A 17,349-nucleotide genomic window follows, 5' to 3' on the forward strand; every position below is an offset into this window, starting at 1 on the left:
TTTAAAGATACAGATGTAAAAGCACTTTTAAATATCCTGTTCGCTGATTTTGCCCGTAATTTTATGTTTGAGAATTAATTTATTCCGCCCGTCATGCGTCATTTCCTGCTTGATCAAATAATATTCTTCGTCATATGATGTATAGTTCGACGGCTTGGTGACACCTTCTTTTCCGCGCCACACAGGAAGTTCTACTTTTTCCCAAAGCTTCGTTTTCGCTGACTTATAAGCTGCGTCAATAATCGCGTTCACAACATAACCGTCATAAAACGTCTCCGCAGCCTCCCGCCCATTTTCAACGGCATTGAACATATCGGTGAACATATGGTTATAACCCAGATCATTCACTTCATCCCCGACAGGAAAAAGCCAGCCCGTATTGCTCTCGGCCTTTTCTGCCACATAATCCTCCCCTTTTCCTTCTGCATTCTGGCCGGTTGTGAACATTTCAAAACCAGTCCGGAGGAAGTTGTTGATCCAGATCGTGCCTTCGGTTCCCATGACTTCGTCGCGCAAATCCATCCCGCCTCGGAATGTCCAGCTCACTTCAAATTGCCCTATCGCACCATTTTCATATTTAACCAATGCAATCGCATGATCCTCAGCATCAATGGGTTTCACTTGTGTATCGGCCCAGCACATTACTTCAACCGGCTTAATATCTTTGCCAATAAAGTTGCGTGAAATTTCAATGCAATGGCAGCCCAGATCCAGAATGCAGCCGCCGCCCGCCTGCTCAATGTCCCAGAACCATTCGCTATGCGGGCCTGGATGTGCTTCACGTGATTTTGCCCAGATAATTCGTCCTAATGAGCCATTTTTGACACTTTCGATGGATTTCAAAAACTTCGGCGTATAACAAAGATCTTCCAGATAACCCGCAAAAATCCCTGCTTCCTCAGCTGCTCGCATCATGCGCAACGCCTCGGCACCATTCCGGCCTAATGGTTTGGTTGAAACAACCGCCTTTTTATGTTTGGCACAAAGCATTACGGCCTCTTCATGAATGTTGTTAGGCAATGCAATGCACACCATATTCACGTCGGGATGCGCAATCACCTCTTCCATATTGGATGACCAAAAGTCGCACCCGTAATCATTAGCGAACTTTTGGGCACTTTCTTCGCGTCGCGCATAAATTGCGACAACCCTATCCCGGCCCCGCTGCCCGTGAATGGATTCAGCATAAAATCGTCCGATAAAACCGGAACCTAACATCGCAATTTTCTGCATAAGGAAATATATAATAATGTTATAAAAATCGAAAGCCGACCGCCGATAGCCAACTCAGTTCGTCTTCACTTCACTCTCCCAGCCAGTTGTTTTCAGCGCCGGGTCATCTTCTTTTTTCAAAAAGTCAGCATCGCCAAATGATGAAGCATCCCATTCCAGCAATGCGCGGTCAGGAACAATCGAAACCGGAGCCCGCCAGGAAGTGGACATTTCGGCGTAAGCAATGTTGGATTGCGAGTTATAACAGGAAATCAGGGACCAGCGCGGATGATCCGATAAATTAGCTTCGGACCGGTGCATGAGGTTGCTATGAAAAAACAGTGCGTCGCCCGGTTCAATTTCACAATAAACCAGCTCCATCGTTTTCAATGCATGATTCACCATTTCCATATCCGCACCGACCTGCTCACCAGCAAAACCATGATTCACACGACCCATTTTATGCGAGCCTTTAATCACTTGCAGGCAACCGTTTTCCTTATTTGCAGGCGTCAGCGCGATCATTACGCTCATCAACTGATCGGGAAAGATGAATTGATTTTTATACCAATAACCATAATCCTGATGCCACTCCCACGCGCCGCCTACTTTCGGTTCTTTCTGCATCAGTTTTGTATGAAAATGGCAAACCGGACTTTCCTGACCCAACAACTGCCAAACTGAATTGACCATTCGCTCACTCCTGATCAAATAACCAAAAACATCATCACCGGGCGTAAACCAGAGCGAAAGCTTCGTTTTTTTGCCAGACTGGTCATTGAGATCCATTGCATTTTTCTGCATGACCGAATTCTCAACCGCGGTCTGATACAATTTATCTGTCTCTTCCTTTGAAAAGAGGCCCTTTACAACCAGGTAACCGTCTTCGTAGAAAGTCTTGATCTGATTCGCATTTAAACTAAAACTTGTCATAACCTTTCCGTTTTACGTGTTTAGTACAAAAATATATTACTTAAAATACAATTCCTTGCACTTCATACTGATTAAAAACATTTAGACGGAAATGGTCTGGGCAGGTCACAAATATTTTTCTTCTTTTAACACAGCATCAATTAAAATAGGCTTTGGCAGCTCCTCAACCTCATTTTTTGAGAAAAAATAAAATTCGGGCGGCAGGTTAACAGGTTCGTTTTCGGGGAGAGTGATCCACCAAAACTGCACATGCAGCTTTTGATGTGTTAATAAGTGAATGTAAAGCTTGGGCACCAGCCGGATATTTCCTTTCGCCAGCAATTCCAGCAATGTTGTGTTTTCTGTCAAGTCTTCCGGCGACTCGATTTGCGCAGCCGATTCAATTTGGAAAAAATCATAGAGTCCTTTCCAGATGTCTTTCGTGCTCCGCTCTTGCATCGCCAGCTTTTCGCCTTGCTGAATGATAAAATAGTTGAGAAAGCGGTTTTTAATCTTCAACTTTTTCGCCTTAACGGGAAGCACGTTCTGCATGTTGAAAGCATTAGCAAAACAAATGTCATTGAAAGGACAAATCGCGCAATTTGGAGAAACAGGCACACACTGAAGCGCACCAAATTCGATCATTGCCTGATTATATGTGGCCGGATCCTCATGCGACACTAGCTCTTTTGCAAACGCAGCAAATTCCTTTTTACCCTCATTACTCAGCATATCCGACTTGATCCCGAAAATCCGAGCCATAACCCGATAAACATTCCCATCAATGGCCGCAACCGCTTCCCCAAAAGCAAAAGAGGCGATCGCAGCTGCGGTATAATGGCCGAGTCCTTTTAGTTTGGAAAGTGAAGCGGCAGTTTCCGGAAATTTGCCATTAAAATCGTTTACAATCTGCCGTGCGGTGAAATGCATATTCCTTGCGCGGGAATAATATCCCAATCCCTGCCAGAGCCGCAGCACGTCCCGTTCGTCGGCATTGGCGAGGTCGAAAACGGTTGGATAATTTTCCAGAAACTTCTCATAATAAGGCGTTCCCTGCGCGACGCGGGTCTGCTGAAGAATTATTTCCGACAACCATATTTTATAAGGATCCGTCGTTTGTCTCCAGAGTAAAGGGCGGTGGTTTTTGAGATACCAGGATTTAAGTTTTTTATTAAAATCAATAGCCTGTAAATGATCGGATACCATAATATTTGTACTTATGTACGCTGTTATTTAACGAATTAGAAAAAAAATGAAAACGCCTTCCTTTTAAATCTTCGTAAAATTAGCGTACCTTTGTGTTCCCAAAATTTAGAGGAGTAAGTAAATAAATGAAATAATATCCACTTAAAGTAAACAATCAAAGTGACTAAGGCAGACGTAATCGCACAGATTTCTGAGAAAACAGGTGTAGACAAGGGCGATGTTCAGCAAACGCTGGAATCGTTTTTCACCGTGGTAAAGGACTCACTTTCTGAGGGAGAGAACCTTTATGTAAGAGGTTTTGGTAGTTTCATCAATAAAAAACGTGCGCGTAAAGTTGCCCGTAATATCTCGAAGGGAACTTCTATGATCATTGACGAGCACTTTGTACCAAGCTTCAAACCTGCAAAAGTATTTGTAGAACAGGTTAAAGAGAGTGACAAACTGAAAGCTGTCGCTGAAAAGTAATTTACCTGAAAAGGTCTGGGTTATAAAATGATTATGAAAAAGTCTATTCTTCTATCTTGTGTGCTTGCAGTAGCGCTTGTTGGAACGCTTTTTAGCCTTCCTAAGGTTGTTGTAAACACAAAAGGCAAGGAAGTAGGCCAGGAACGAAGTCAATCCGAAGCAGCTGCTACAACGACTGCTGCTCCGGAAGCTTCTCCAAAATCGCAGCACGATGCCGCCACCCTGTCGCCTGATCAACAAAAAGCAGTGGATCAGCTCAGAAATGGTTTCGTAAATGCGAGCGACAAAGACAAAGCAGCTGCCGGCTTGAAGTTGTCTGACAAATTCGTTGAACTTCAAAAATTCGACAGCGCAGCGTTTTATGCTGAAAAAGTGGCGCTTTTATCTCCAAGTGTTGAGAACTTAGTTAAGACCGGCGATCGTTATTACGAAGCTTATGGTTTTGCTATCGACGAGGCGAAGGCGAAGAATCTTGGAGTAAAAACACGCGAATATTATCAGAAAGCACTTGATCAGAATCCGGCTTTATTAGCTGCAAAGGCTAATATGGCAATGACTTACGTGAACACAGAAAACCCGATGCAGGGAATTTTAATGTTGCGCGAAGTGATTGACACGGATCCTACAAATGAGTTGGCTCTGTTCAACTTAGGGATCTTGTCGATGAGATCTAACCAATATTCAAAGGCTGCCGACAGGTTCAGACAGATTTTAACCAACAACCCGGCTAATTCAAAAGCGAAGTTTTATTTAGGACTGACGCTGGTGGAGTTGGGAAACAAGGAAGAGGCCCGCAAGGTGCTCGCCGAAGTAAAAAAGGAGGAAAAGGATCCGGTTATCCAGCAAGCCATTGGCGAATTGGAAGAACGTCTGAACTGATAAGCAGAAATTAAGACAATCAATTTTTATTTATAAACGACATATAATTATGCCTTGCGGAAAAAAGAGAAAGAGACATAAGATTTCAACTCACAAGAGAAAGAAAAGACTTAGAAAAAACAGACATAAGAAGAAATAATATATCATGACCGGATTTTCAAAAAAGTCCGGTCATGCCTTCTTCCCCTCGTATGTATTGCCCTTTCGATCAGAAAGCGGAGGTTAAGTATCAACATTATTATAGCCATTTAGTTGGTTGAACATTGAGTAACGAATTACTAATCAATTCTACTCAAAAGGGAGAACGTATAGCCCTTTTGCAGGATAAACGTCTTTTAGAATATCACGTCGAAACACCGGATCAAAGCTTTACCGTAGGTGACATTTACCTTGGTACGGTCAGAAAGCTGGTAGCGGGGCTTAATGCCGCGTTTGTTGATGTCGGTTTTGAAAAAGATGCGTTTCTGCATTATCTAGATCTTGGGCCAAATATCAATTCTCTAAACAAATTAACGAAGGACGTTATATCCAAGCGTCAGACTTCCGGGAAGTTGAACAACTTCAAAATGGAGCCTGAAATTGAAAAGCTGGGTAAGATTGATAAAGTCCTTTCGAAAAATCAACCGATCCTTGTTCAGATCGTTAAGGAGCCAATTTCTACAAAAGGCCCCAGATTATCCTGCGACATTTCCATTGCCGGACGTTACATTGTTCTGGTTCCGTTTTCAAATTCTGTAAACCTTTCTAAAAAGATCACTGACAAAGCAGAGCGGAATCGTCTGCAACGTCTGATGTCGTCTATCAAGCCAGCCAACTTCGGTGTAATTATCCGCACCGTTGCAACCGGGAAGGATGTGGACGAGCTTAACAAAGACTTACAGGATTGCCTTGACAAGTGGGAAAATGGCATAAAAATGCTTCGTGATGCCAAACGACGCGACCGCGTCATAGGTGAAATGAACCGCGCTTCTTCCATCATCCGCGACATGCTGAATGAGTCATTCGACAGCATTACGGTTGATTCCAAAGAAGTTTACGACGACATTAAGGCTTACATTCACAACATTGCGCCAGATAAAGAGAACATTCTGAAACTGCACAATGGCAAGAATAAGCTGTTCGAACAATTTGGTCTTGAAAAGCAGATCAAGTCATTATTCGGCCGTTCTGTAAGTTTGCCCAATGGTGGTTATCTGATCATTGAACATACTGAGGCGCTGCACGTTATCGACGTCAACAGCGGTAACAAGTCGAATTCAGAAGAAGATCAGGAAGCGACTGCGTTGAGCGTCAACCTCGAAGCAGCGAAGGAAATCGCCCGTCAGTTGCGATTACGCGATATGGGCGGCATTATCGTCGTCGATTTCATCGATATGAAGAAAGCGGAAAATAAACGCGTTCTTTTCGATACGATGCGCGACGAGATGAAAGGCGACCGCTCGAAATACACCATTCTGCCGCTTTCGAAATTTGGTCTGCTGCAAATTACACGTCAGCGCGTAAGACCTGAAATGAACATTGTAACCCGCGAAACATGCCCTACTTGCGGCGGAACGGGCACAATTCAGGCAAGCATTCTGGTCTCTGATGTAATTGCTAATAACCTGGATTACATTCTGACCAAGCAAAATGAGCGTGGAATTACCATTTCACTTCATCCATTCTTGCATTCTTATTTTACAAAAGGGATAATTTCCGAACAAGTGAAATGGCTTTTCCATTACAAAACATGGGTTAAGCTGATTAAAGACACTTCGTTGGGTGTCGTAGATTTCAAATTCCACAACCGTTACGGCGAGGAAATCGAGATTGTTCCGGGTAATTAAGCTGATTTATATCTCAGCATTTATCATCATTTCCCTTTCCAGTTCGGGATTTTTTTTTCTTTAAAAGCCAGCACGCCTTCTTTTGCGTCTTCGGAAGCAAGAATTTCATCTAATTCTGCTTTGAGAAAACTGTGCTTTTCGCTTTCCGGCATTTGTTTCAACTTTTGAAAAGCTTTCATGCCCTGTTGAATTGCATAAGGAGCATTTGCACAAATTTGCATTGCCATTTCCTGAACTTCCTGCGAAATGCTTTCGGCTTCTGTAATGTGGGTTACCAAGCCTAATTCAAGTGCTTCCTCAGCATTATAGCTTTTGCCGATAATGCACATTTCCAACATCTTCCGCGCAGGGACAATCTGACTAAGTGAGGCCATCACCTGCATCGGCCAAATCCCACGCTTAACTTCCGGCAAGCCGAAAGAAGCATCATTTACACTAAAAACGAATGTGCAGCCACAAATAATCAGGAAACCGCCGGCCAAAACCGAACCTTCAACTTGTGCGATAATGGGCTTACAAACGTCATTAAATGCATCTCCTAACTTAGCCTCTTCGCTGATTGGCGGCAATGTCGGATTCTTGATATCTGCGGAAACGTTATGGAAAGCATTCAGATCGGCACCTGCGCAAAAAATGGAACCTTCCGCATTGATTATCAGGCATCTCACGTCATTGTGATAATGCGCATACGCCAATGCGAAAATGATTTCCTCCGCCATACCAGGCGTGAATGCATTACGCTTTTCAGGACGGCTTAGCGTGATGGTGAATATGTGATTGGCAAATGAAGTTTTGATATACAAAAACTTCACTGAATCGAAATGCTGGACGTCTTCTTCTGAATAAAACCGCATACAGGCGCTTGTTAGCGTTATGGAATAGCGGAATGTTTGTTAAGCCTTGTTTACGACACCTTGGAGCATCGTTATATATTGCTTGATCCCCGCCTCGATCTCATGAAGATAAATAAATTCGTCCGCACTATGCGAGCGTCCCGAATGTCCCGGGCCCATTTTTAACGATGGGCAATCGAGTAATGCCTGGTCAGAAGTCGTAGGCGAACCGTATGCTTCCCTTCCAAGTTTCAAGCCTTCCAACACAATCGGATGGTCCATAGGAATGCTCGAAGGCCGCAAACGAATCGATCTTGCAGAAACCTCCGATTGAATGTTGCTTTGAATGACTTCAATCACTTCTTCTAAAAGTGTATTGATCCGTTACGCGAACGTCAATTGTGAAGTTGCAGGCGTCGGGAACGACATTATGCTGCGTTCCTGCATTAATGATGGTCACGGACATTTTCACAGGGCCTAATGTGGGTGAAACCTTTGGGAATTTGTATTCTTGAATCCAGTTAATGTCCTTTACTGCTTTGTAAATGGCATTATCACCTTCCTCGCGTGCAGCGTGACCGGATTTTCCTTTTGCCGTGCAATCCAGGACTAACAAGCCTTTTTCAGCAACCGCCAAATGCATTTCGGTTGGTTCGCCCACAACGGCGAACGCGATTTCAGGCAATTCAGGGACAACGATTTCGAGCCCTTCTTTTCCTGAGATTTCTTCTTCGGCAGTGGTGGCGATTGCAATGTTGTAAGCCAGATCTTTTTTATCAAAAAAGTAACAGAATGTAGCGATCAGTGAAACCAGGCAACCACCGGCATCATTACTGCCTAGGCCGAACAGCTTATCGTCTTCCACAATCGCCTTGAACGGGTCTAGCGTCCAAGATTTGTTTGGCTTAACCGTATCGTGATGAGAGTTAAAAAGCAATGTTGGCTTATGCTTATCAAAATGGCGGTTATAGGCCCACAGATTGTTCTTTTTCTGCTGGTAAGGGATGTTTTTAGACTCAAAAAAGTCGGCGATCAATTGCGCTGTGCCCGCTTCTTCTTTGCTAAATGAAGGTGTTTCGATCAGGCTTTTCAGCAGCGCGATCGCCTCGTTTGTTAATGTTTGTATGTTTTCCAATGCGCTTACCATCTTACTTGCCCGTCACCTTTAACAATCCATTTTTCGGTCACGAGCTTTTCCAATGCGAAAGGTCCACGCGCGTGCAGTTTTTGAGTTGAAATGCCAATTTCTGCGCCTAATGCAAAGACAGCGCCGTCGGTAAAGCGCGTTGATGCATTGGCATAAACAGCCGCCGCATCCACTTCTCGCAAAAACCGCTCGATTTTGACTTCGTCTTTTGAAATGATTGCCTCGGAATGTCGTGAAGAATGTGCCCGAATGTGTTCCAAAGCTTCGTCCAAACCATCAACGACTTTTACCGAACATTTATAATCTAAAAATTCTCTGCCAAAATCTTCTTGCTGAGCATGTTGCAGCATGGGATAACCGTCTTGTTCAAAGATTGCATGAGACGTTTCATCCGCAAAGACCTCAACATTCCATTTGATAAAATCTGCTTTTAGTTTTGGTAAAAGCTCGGCGGCAACTTCCTTATCCACCAGAATCGTATCCAAAGAGTTGCAAACCGACGGCCGGGAAACCTTGGCATTTACCACAATGGCCGCTGCTTTTTCGAGATCTCCTGTTTGTTCAACATAAGTATGGCAAACGCCAGCGCCAGTTTCAATCGTTGGCACCAACGAATTTTCACGCACAAATTTGATCAGACTTTCGGATCCTCTCGGAATAATAATGTCGACAAATCGCGTTGCAGTGAGCAATTCGCTTACAAACTTCCGGTCTGTGGGCAACAACATTACTGCTTCGGAATTAATGTCAAATTCGGCCAGTGTTTTGTGGATCAATCCAACCAAAAACAAATTGGAAAAATGAGCTTCCTTGCCGCCTTTCAAAACACAAGCATTTCCTGAACGCAGACAGAGTGATGCCACATCCAATGTAACATTCGGCCTGGATTCGTAGATAACGCCTACAACACCGAGCGGAACCGCAATTTTGCGCAATGACAAACCCTGTTCAATGGTGCGTTCCAAGATCACCTGACCGCTCGGATCGGGCAATGCGGCAACATCGCGGAGACTTTGTGCCAAACCCTGAATCCTTTGTTCATTGAGCAACAAACGATCCTTTTTAGGATCGGCGTCATCCATTACATCAAGGTCTTTCTTGTTCTCGGTGATAATGTTGGCAACATTGGCCAAAACCTTATCTGCAAGGCTCAGCAAAAGGTCTGAACGCTGCTGACCGGACAAATTCCGGACAGCGGCGGCCGCCTTCTGCGTTTGTTCTAAAAGAGGTAAAATGGATTCCATTATAATAGTACGATGTCGTTGGCATGTGCCACTTCAAAATTCACTGTTTTCATATTTGCACGGATCGTAGCCGAAGTTTCCCTCGCACGTGCCACCGCGATCATTTCCTCGGAAGGAGAATATATTTCTATGATCTCACCAGCCTCAAAATCGCCGGTAACTTCCACCACGCCCACTGCCAGCAGGCTTTTTCTTTTCAACAATGCTTTGGATGCGCCTTCATCAATCTGCAAACTTCCCGAAACCAATCCGCCGCTCCCTAACCACCTGTTTCGGGCTGAAAGTGTGCTTTTTCCGGGATTAATGAGGGTTCCTGCGTTTCCTGCTAATGCTTCGAGCAACTCGTTTTCCTGCTTCATGCCAAAAATAACGACCTTAATCGCCATTCTTGCAGCCAATTTTGCAAATGTCAGCTTGGAAGCCATTCCGCCTAAACCGAGGAATGATTTATCTGTCCTTACGAATTTAAAAACCTCGTTCACATTCGATATGTTCCTCAGAATGTTGCCCTGCTCGTCCAGCAAGCCCCCAACCGAGGTGCCGAACATTAATGATTCGGCGCCAAACCCAACCGCGAGCAATGTTGCCAGCTCATCATTATCCGAAAATTTCAATTCACGGTCACTCACAACGTCGTTCTCATTCACGATGGGAATAATGTTGTTTTCCCACAATTCCTCGAACGTTTCCTTCAACTGAAGAAACTTGTTGCGATTCGCGAAATGCTGTCTTTCGCAAAGACTTTGCGCAATGTAAATTTTATTAGGTGCAAAATGAGTCGCATATAAACCTACCAAAAGTGGGTTTCCAACCGATGCAGCTGCTTTCCGCTGCGTCATCGTGCCCTTATAATCCTGAATATAAGCTTTCCCGGCGCCAACTGCCCCGGAAGAAACAATGATAATCCGATATTGCGAATGGATTGCCGAGACCTGCCGCGCTATTTCTGAAATGATCCTGATGTCAGGTTCACCGGAGGGAAGGGTGATGGAAGCGGTCCCGAACTTTATTACGAGTATTGGTTTTGACACTTTGAATTGGCTTGAAAAAGGGGGCAAACGGATTGCCGGTTCGTGGGTTTATAATTTGAGGCTAAAAATAGAAAATTATTGCGTTTGATAAGCCGCCGGTCAGAAACCAATGCTTAAAGGATATCGTCAAGAACATTGCCATTGAAGCGCCTTTTTAGTTTCAAAGCAGTCTGCAAACGATCCAGATAATCTTCCCGCGGAATTTCTATCGCCCCGTAACGGAGCACATTGTCGTTGATAAACTGCGTGTCCAGCAGCACAAACCGATTGAGTTTCAAAATTTGTATCAAATAATGAAAAGCAACTTTCGAAGCATTGCTTTCGAGCGAAAACATTGATTCCCCGAAGAAAACGCCATTAATTGATACGCCATACAAACCACCCACCAACTTATCCGACCGATAAGTTTCAACGCTGTGTGCGTATCCAAGCTCGTGCAATGCTGTATATGAAGCAATGATTTCTTCCGAAATCCATGTTCCCGATTCTTTTGCTCTCGGGCCCGAACAACCGCGCATTACGCCTTCAAAATCAGCATCGACTTTTATTTCAAAATATTTTTTGTTCAAAACAGGCCGTAGCGACTTCGACGGTTTGTAAGTATCGATGGGGATAATGGCCCTTGGATTGGGCGAATACCAGTAAATGGTGCCATCCGATTCCGCCATAGGAAATATCCCATTTATATATCCGTTAAGAATGTCGTCTGTGCTGATTTCTGTCATGAAAGCCATTATTTGTTTATAGCGCTGTTTAAGTAGTCCGGAATATTACAAATTGAGGTCGAAGAAACGAATAAAAAATCCCTGTAAACCGAACCATAAAAATATATCTTCTGTTTCTTTGGAGTGACAATTTTTTTTTCAAAATTTGCACCCTATTAGACGCATTCACAAGTCAATGAACGACAACGGCATACATACTGTTCTTCATACTACGCCTTTTCGCTTTAGGTCCCCCCGGACCGCATAATTTCTTTTTACCTACGTGGTAAAACTTTTATACCCACCAACTTTTCCAATTTTCAAAACGTCCCATCGTTTCTCTGGGTGTAATAATTATTGTTTCGAACATTTTTGTCAGCATCGTCATCAATGAAAAATACCGAAGTAGTAGGCAGTAAGTTTATAGTTCAGACTGCCAATGAAAATCATCTTCACTTTGCGGATACAATTTGCGCAGAGATGGAAGAGAGCGCTAAAAAGCGTGGTACTGGTATCGCCAAACGTTCTCCTGTATATATAATGGAAAAAATGGTGGAAGGGAAAGCGATCATCGCAACCACCGACACCGGCGAATGGGTAGGTTTTTGTTACATTGAAACGTGGGAACACGGCAAATTTGTGGCGAATTCGGGCTTAATCGTACATCCTGACTTCCGTAACAGCGGAATGGCGAAGGCTATAAAGCAGAAAGCTTTTGAATTATCGCGCCAAAAATATCCTGATGCAAAGATCATAGGCATCACAACCAGTTTGCCAGTGATGAAAATCAATTCCGATCTGGGTTATGAGCCTGTGACTTTCAGTGAGTTACCAGCTGATGATGCTTTCTGGAAAGGATGTGCGAGCTGTGTTAATTACGATGTGTTGACCCGGACTGGCAGAAAGCACTGCTTATGCACGGGAATGATGTACAATCCTGAGGATAAAAAGAAGGAAGAAGTGGCAGTTACGGCTGGTGTGGAGCCAGAAAAACATTCCTGGGATTTCCTGAAAGAATCGAGCTTGTACGAGCGCTGGATGCGCATTAAGCAACGCATTTTGTTGCGAAGGGAAGAACGCGCTAAAAAGAAAAACGCCGGCACATTGCTCGTACATTAAAGTACAGCCTTTATTTACAGATTTATATATCTCTTAAATACCTCGCCCGGCAGCCGTTTTTTGGCCCGAAGCGAGGTATTTTTTTGTTACTTTTGTACTCCAATTTAAGCATTTAGTCAGAATCAGATTTTAATATAATGTCACAACCCAAAGTAGTATTAGCGTTCAGCGGTGGATTAGACACCTCTTTTTGTGTAAAATATTTAGCCGAAGACAAAGGTTACGAAGTCCATTCGGTTTTGGTTGATACAGGCGGTTTTTTGGATGAAGAACTGAAAACAATTGAGGCCAATGCGTATGCTTTGGGTGTGAAACAGCATGCAACGATCACCAAGACAAGTGATTACTATAATGATTGTATCAAATATCTGATTTTCGGTAATATCCTTAAAAACAACACTTATCCACTTTCTGTAAGCGCAGAGCGAGTTTTTCAAGCTGTTGCCGTTGCGGAATATGCAAAGGAAATTGGGGCTAATGCGATTGCGCATGGCAGCACAGGTGCAGGAAATGACCAGGTTCGTTTTGACATGGCTTTTCGCATTATCATTCCTGAGGCTGAGATCATTACACCGATCCGCGACCTGAAACTTTCGCGTGAGGCAGAAATTGAATATTTAACAAATAAAGGTGTTGGCCGCGAATGGGCCAAGGCTGCATATAGCATTAACAAAGGCCTTTGGGGCACTTCGGTTGGTGGAAAAGAGACATTAACCTCTGATCAATATCTTCCTGAATCGGCCTGGCCAACGCAAATCACCAAAACGGAGCCTGAGACAATCACGCTTGAATTTTTGGAAGGTGAACTGAAAGGTGTTGCGGGCGAAAGTTTTGAAAATCCGGTTCAGGCTATTCAAAAATTAGCTGCCATTGCACAGCCTTTCGGAATTGGTCGTGACATTCATGTCGGTGATACGATTATTGGGATTAAAGGCCGTGTTGGTTTTGAAGCTGCGGCTCCTTTGATCATCATTAAGGCGCATCATACTTTGGAAAAACACGTGTTGAGCGAGCAGCAGCTTTATTGGAAAGAACAACTTTCTAACTGGTATGGCAGCTTGCTGCACAAAGGTCAGTTTGTAGAGCCGGTGATGCGTAACATTGAGACGTTCCTTACAGATACACAAGCGCATGTAACTGGAAAAGTGCACGTTCACCTCGCACCTTACCGCTTCCACGTGGAAGGAATTGAATCACCATTTGACTTGATGTCATCGAAATTTGGCAGCTACGGTGAAATGAACAACGCCTGGACCGGCGACGACGTAAGAGGATTTTCAAAAGTGGCTTCCAACCAGGTGATGATATATCAGAAGGTGAGTGAGTCAGCAGGAATTTAACTAGTGCATACCCAATCATTGTGTTATGACTAAAATAGAATTACAAAGTCAAATTCAGCGAAAAGCGCAGGAATTACCCTTGGATTTACTTCAAGAGGTTTACGACTATATGGAATTCATTTTAGAAAAACGCAAGAGAAAGCCGTATTCAAAAATAGAAGACTTGGAAAACTGGTGGCAGAACATCTCTAATTTTTCCGCAGATTTTATGGAAAAACGCATTCAGCCACCGCTTGACAAGAACGAAAATCTGTTTGAATGAAATATCTGCTGGACACTAACATTGTTGCTTACATCATCAAAAGAAAGCCTGCCGAGGTTTTTGACAAACTATCGACAGTGTCGTGGGATGAGATAAGCATTTCCTCAATTGTAGTGGCTGAGCTTTGGTATGGAGTTGCAAAAAGTCAGCATAAAGAACGAAATAAAGCTGCCCTGGAAAATTTTTTGGCGCCTTTTACGATTCTAGACTTTGATACGTCGGCAGCTGAACAATATGCTTTGATCAGGGCAAATTTGGAAGAAAAGGGAACAGTCATCGGAGCAAATGATTTATTGATTGCAGCCCACGCGCTTAGTCAGGACTTAGTCTTGGTTACAAACAATGTTAGGGAATTCGAGCGGGTTGAAAATTTGAGAATTGAAAATTGGGTTACGGAATGAGCAACATTAACATAGGAATAATAGGCGCGGCGGGTTATACAGGAGGAGAATTGATCAGAATATTGCTCAATCATCCGAATGTCACCATTGCTTTCGCGCATAGTAAAAGTCAGGCTGGGAAGCCGGTTTATGCAACGCATACTGATTTGCTTGGAGATACGGAATTGGCTTTTTCGGGAGATGAGATTCAGACGCTTTTGGAACAGGAAGGTCTGAATGCTATTTTTCTTTGCTCCGGTCACGGTGAGTCTCAGAAGTTTCTGAATGAGTACAATCTTCCAGAATCTGTCAAGATTATTGATTTGAGCACCGATTTCCGTGATGAGTCAAATGGCTTCGTTTATGGATTGCCAGAGTTGCAACGCGAAAAGATTAAGACAGCAACTAAGGTTGCAAATCCCGGTTGCTTTGCTACAAGTATTGAACTCGCGATTTTGCCATTGGCTGAGGCTGGATTGATTAAGGACGACATTCACGTGAGCGCGGTTACGGGCAGCACAGGCGCAGGTCAGGCATTAAGTGCAACGACGCATTTTAGCTGGAGAAGCAATAATATCTCGATCTACAAAGCTTTTACGCACCAACATTTGACCGAGATCAAGATGAGTCTGGGCAAATTACAGGCTGGTTTTGGCAATGCAATCAACTTTGTCCCTTATCGTGGCGATTACACACGCGGCATTATGGCGAATGTTTACACCGCATTTGAAGGAACATTAGAAGAAGCCAAAAGCCTTTACAAAAGCTTCTACGCCTCCCACCCATTCACGCACGTAAGCGACGCTCCGATTGATTTGAAACAAGTTGTAAACACCAACAAATGCTTCATCAATCTTGAAGTGCATGACGGACAGTTACTGATAAGCAGCATTATCGATAACCTCACAAAAGGCGCTTCTGGACAAGCAGTTCAGAATATGAATTTGCTCTTCGACTTGCCAGAAGATGTGGGGTTGAGATTGAAAGCGCCGGCGTTTTAACATTATTCTTTTGTAATCGTAAATTCCATTGACATGAACGATTTGATGCAAACATTCAATCAACTCAGCGATTCGCGGCAAAAACAGCTGTTGGCATACGCCGATGGACTTTTGCTGCAGCAAAAAGCAAAGAAGACTGATGGAGATCTTGCGATTTGGAAAGAAAAAATTCTGAATGTGTCAACTTGGAGCGAAGGTGACATTACAGCATTGGAAGAAAATATAAAAGGCATGGATAATTGGAAAGCCCCACAATGGTAATCGATACAGGCATATTCATCGAGCATTTACGGAAACCAGACAAGTCCAGAACAATCTTAGCGTCTCTACCAAATGACATTTCGATCTTTGTATCGGCTGTGACAGTTTATGAGCTAATGATGGGCGCCACAGACAATCAGAAAAAGACGGATGTCGAAACGCTATTAAATGGGTTGCCTATTTTGCCTTTCAATGAAGAGGTTTCGTTAAAAGCAGCTGAGATTTATCATAACCTGCGAAGGCGGAACTCGCTGATCGAATTTCGGGATATTTTCATAGCGGCAACGGCGCTAACATTTCAATTACCAATCAAAACATTGAACCAGGGACATTTTCAACGGATTGAAAATCTTGAACTTGCCTGATAAACTATATTTATAATGTCACACTTATTCGATGTTTACCCCATCTACGATATAGAGCCTGTCAAGGCTCAGGGAAGTTATTTGTGGGACCAGAATGGGACCAAGTATCTCGACCTTTATGGCGGGCATGCGGTGATTTCTGTCGGGCATTGCCATCCTTATTATGTGGATATGCTCACGAAGCAGCTGAATGCGATTAGTTTTTATTCCAATTCAGTGAAAATCTCTTTGCAGGAAGAGCTTGCGGAAAAGCTGGGAGCACTTTCGGGTTATCCGGATTATAAGCTGTTCTTATGCAACTCGGGCGCTGAGGCGAATGAGAATGCTCTGAAACTGGCTTCGTTTCATAATGGTCGCAAAAAGGTTATTTCCTTTACCAAATCCTTCCACGGCCGGACGGCTGGGGCGGTAGCGGCGACAGATAATGCTTCTATCGTTGCGCCGGTTAACTATAAAGAACATGTAACATTCCTGCCGTTTAATGATGTGCAGGCTGCGGAAAAGGGCATTACTGATGAAGTTTGCGCGGTGATTGTTGAGGGCATTCAGGGTGTTGGCGGGATTAATGTTAGCTCGGATAAATTCTTGCAGACATTAAGACGCAAATGTGATGAAACCGGCGCGATGCTAATTTTGGATAGCGTGCAATGTGGTTACGGACGGACGGGAAAATTCTTTTCGCACCAGTTTAGCGGCATCGATCCGGACATCATGTCAATGGCCAAAGGAATGGGCAATGGTTTCCCGATCGGTGGAATACTGATCTCGCCGAAATTCAAAGCCAGTTACGGAATGTTAGGAACCACTTTTGGTGGAAATCATCTGGCTTGTGCGGCTGGCGTTGCGGTGCTGGATATCATGAAGGATGAAAATTTACTTGACAATGCTGCCGAAACCGGTGATTACTTGTTAAAAGGAATCGAAGAAATTGGCGGATATAAAGAGTTGAGAGGCCGTGGGTTAATGATCGGAATTGAATATGATTTTCCGGTTAAGGACCTTCGGAACAAACTTTTATTTGATTATAAAATGTTCACTGGAGTGGCGGGTGCGAACACCATTCGTTTGCTGCCTTCACTTACTTTGGGCAAAGAAGAGGCGGATCAATTTTTGGAAGTATTGAAAAAAGAGACGTCCGTTACCATTTAATAAACGCCGCAGA

The 17,349-nt window shown here is 43.7% G+C and carries 18 protein-coding genes and 1 pseudogene; 11 read left to right on the plus strand and 8 right to left on the minus strand.

Going from position 1 to position 17,349, the window contains the following annotated elements; genetic code table 11:
- Nucleotides 1-27: 27 nt before the first annotated feature.
- From AC0IYG_RS19570 to mutY, 3 genes are all read right to left on the minus strand, one after another.
- A complete protein-coding gene (locus AC0IYG_RS19570; protein ID WP_471712771.1) occupies nt 28-1,233 on the minus strand; it encodes a Gfo/Idh/MocA family protein in 1,206 nt (401 codons plus the stop codon).
- Between the two features lie 54 nt (nt 1,234-1,287).
- Nucleotides 1,288-2,145: a phytanoyl-CoA dioxygenase family protein gene (locus tag AC0IYG_RS19575; protein ID WP_471712772.1), complete on the minus strand. Its 858-nt coding sequence runs from the start codon at nt 2,143-2,145 to the stop codon at nt 1,288-1,290.
- Between the two features lie 105 nt (nt 2,146-2,250).
- Nucleotides 2,251-3,330: an A/G-specific adenine glycosylase gene (mutY, locus tag AC0IYG_RS19580; RefSeq protein WP_471712773.1), complete on the minus strand. Its 1,080-nt coding sequence runs from the start codon at nt 3,328-3,330 to the stop codon at nt 2,251-2,253.
- Nucleotides 3,331-3,489: 159 nt separating this feature from the next.
- Between mutY and AC0IYG_RS19585 the strand changes: the two genes are divergently transcribed.
- From AC0IYG_RS19585 to AC0IYG_RS19595, 3 genes are all read left to right on the plus strand, one after another.
- Entirely contained in the window at nt 3,490-3,795 is a 306-nt protein-coding gene (locus tag AC0IYG_RS19585; RefSeq protein WP_026631310.1) for an HU family DNA-binding protein, read from the plus strand.
- A 33-nt stretch (nt 3,796-3,828) separates the two neighbouring features.
- On the plus strand, nt 3,829-4,674 hold the full coding sequence (locus AC0IYG_RS19590; protein ID WP_471712774.1) for a tetratricopeptide repeat protein: 846 nt from the start codon (nt 3,829-3,831) through the stop codon (nt 4,672-4,674).
- A gap of 263 nt (nt 4,675-4,937) precedes the next feature.
- Nucleotides 4,938-6,500, plus strand: a complete 1,563-nt coding sequence (locus tag AC0IYG_RS19595) for an Rne/Rng family ribonuclease (protein ID WP_471712775.1) — start codon at nt 4,938-4,940, stop codon at nt 6,498-6,500.
- A 26-nt stretch (nt 6,501-6,526) separates the two neighbouring features.
- Here AC0IYG_RS19595 and AC0IYG_RS19600 read toward each other — a convergent pair whose 3' ends face one another.
- The 5 genes and pseudogenes from AC0IYG_RS19600 to aat form a co-directional block, all read right to left on the minus strand.
- The gene (locus AC0IYG_RS19600; RefSeq protein WP_471712776.1) at nt 6,527-7,354 is read right to left on the minus strand and encodes an enoyl-CoA hydratase/isomerase family protein; all 828 of its coding nucleotides are present in this window, start codon (nt 7,352-7,354) and stop codon (nt 6,527-6,529) included.
- Nucleotides 7,355-7,393: 39 nt separating this feature from the next.
- Nucleotides 7,394-8,480: pseudogene (locus AC0IYG_RS19605) on the minus strand (M20 family metallo-hydrolase).
- Entirely contained in the window at nt 8,474-9,724 is a 1,251-nt protein-coding gene (locus tag AC0IYG_RS19610) for a glutamate-5-semialdehyde dehydrogenase (RefSeq protein WP_471712777.1), read from the minus strand. Before AC0IYG_RS19610 ends, AC0IYG_RS19605 begins: the two are co-directional and overlap by 7 nt.
- Entirely contained in the window at nt 9,724-10,755 is a 1,032-nt protein-coding gene (proB, locus tag AC0IYG_RS19615) for a glutamate 5-kinase (RefSeq protein ID WP_471712778.1), read from the minus strand. Before proB ends, AC0IYG_RS19610 begins: the two co-directional genes overlap by 1 nt.
- A 113-nt stretch (nt 10,756-10,868) precedes the next feature.
- The gene (gene aat, locus AC0IYG_RS19620) at nt 10,869-11,480 is read right to left on the minus strand and encodes a leucyl/phenylalanyl-tRNA--protein transferase (protein ID WP_471712779.1); all 612 of its coding nucleotides are present in this window, start codon (nt 11,478-11,480) and stop codon (nt 10,869-10,871) included.
- A gap of 369 nt (nt 11,481-11,849) precedes the next feature.
- Between aat and AC0IYG_RS19625 the strand changes: the two genes are divergently transcribed.
- From AC0IYG_RS19625 to AC0IYG_RS19660, 8 genes are all read left to right on the plus strand, one after another.
- Nucleotides 11,850-12,578 (plus strand): GNAT family N-acetyltransferase, encoded by a 729-nt coding sequence (locus AC0IYG_RS19625; protein WP_471712780.1) that lies wholly within the window; start codon nt 11,850-11,852, stop codon nt 12,576-12,578.
- Between the two features lie 137 nt (nt 12,579-12,715).
- On the plus strand, nt 12,716-13,918 hold the full coding sequence (locus AC0IYG_RS19630) for an argininosuccinate synthase (protein WP_471712781.1): 1,203 nt from the start codon (nt 12,716-12,718) through the stop codon (nt 13,916-13,918).
- Nucleotides 13,919-13,943: 25 nt separating this feature from the next.
- Complete coding sequence (locus AC0IYG_RS19635) at nt 13,944-14,180, plus strand: DUF2281 domain-containing protein (RefSeq protein WP_471712782.1); 237 nt, start codon at nt 13,944-13,946, stop codon at nt 14,178-14,180.
- Entirely contained in the window at nt 14,177-14,581 is a 405-nt protein-coding gene (vapC, locus tag AC0IYG_RS19640; protein ID WP_471712783.1) for a type II toxin-antitoxin system tRNA(fMet)-specific endonuclease VapC, read from the plus strand. Before AC0IYG_RS19635 ends, vapC begins: the two co-directional genes overlap by 4 nt.
- Complete coding sequence (gene argC, locus AC0IYG_RS19645) at nt 14,578-15,561, plus strand: N-acetyl-gamma-glutamyl-phosphate reductase (RefSeq protein ID WP_471712784.1); 984 nt, start codon at nt 14,578-14,580, stop codon at nt 15,559-15,561. Before vapC ends, argC begins: the two co-directional genes overlap by 4 nt.
- A gap of 33 nt (nt 15,562-15,594) precedes the next feature.
- Complete coding sequence (locus AC0IYG_RS19650; RefSeq protein ID WP_471712785.1) at nt 15,595-15,822, plus strand: hypothetical protein; 228 nt, start codon at nt 15,595-15,597, stop codon at nt 15,820-15,822.
- On the plus strand, nt 15,816-16,187 hold the full coding sequence (locus AC0IYG_RS19655) for a type II toxin-antitoxin system VapC family toxin (RefSeq protein WP_233795197.1): 372 nt from the start codon (nt 15,816-15,818) through the stop codon (nt 16,185-16,187). Before AC0IYG_RS19650 ends, AC0IYG_RS19655 begins: the two co-directional genes overlap by 7 nt.
- Nucleotides 16,188-16,202: 15 nt before the next feature.
- Nucleotides 16,203-17,336, plus strand: coding sequence for an aspartate aminotransferase family protein (locus AC0IYG_RS19660; RefSeq protein WP_471712786.1), 1,134 nt, complete (start codon nt 16,203-16,205; stop codon nt 17,334-17,336).
- Nucleotides 17,337-17,349 lie beyond the last annotated feature (13 nt).

The sequence above is a fragment of the Dyadobacter sp. AC419 genome (genome assembly GCF_979253085.1).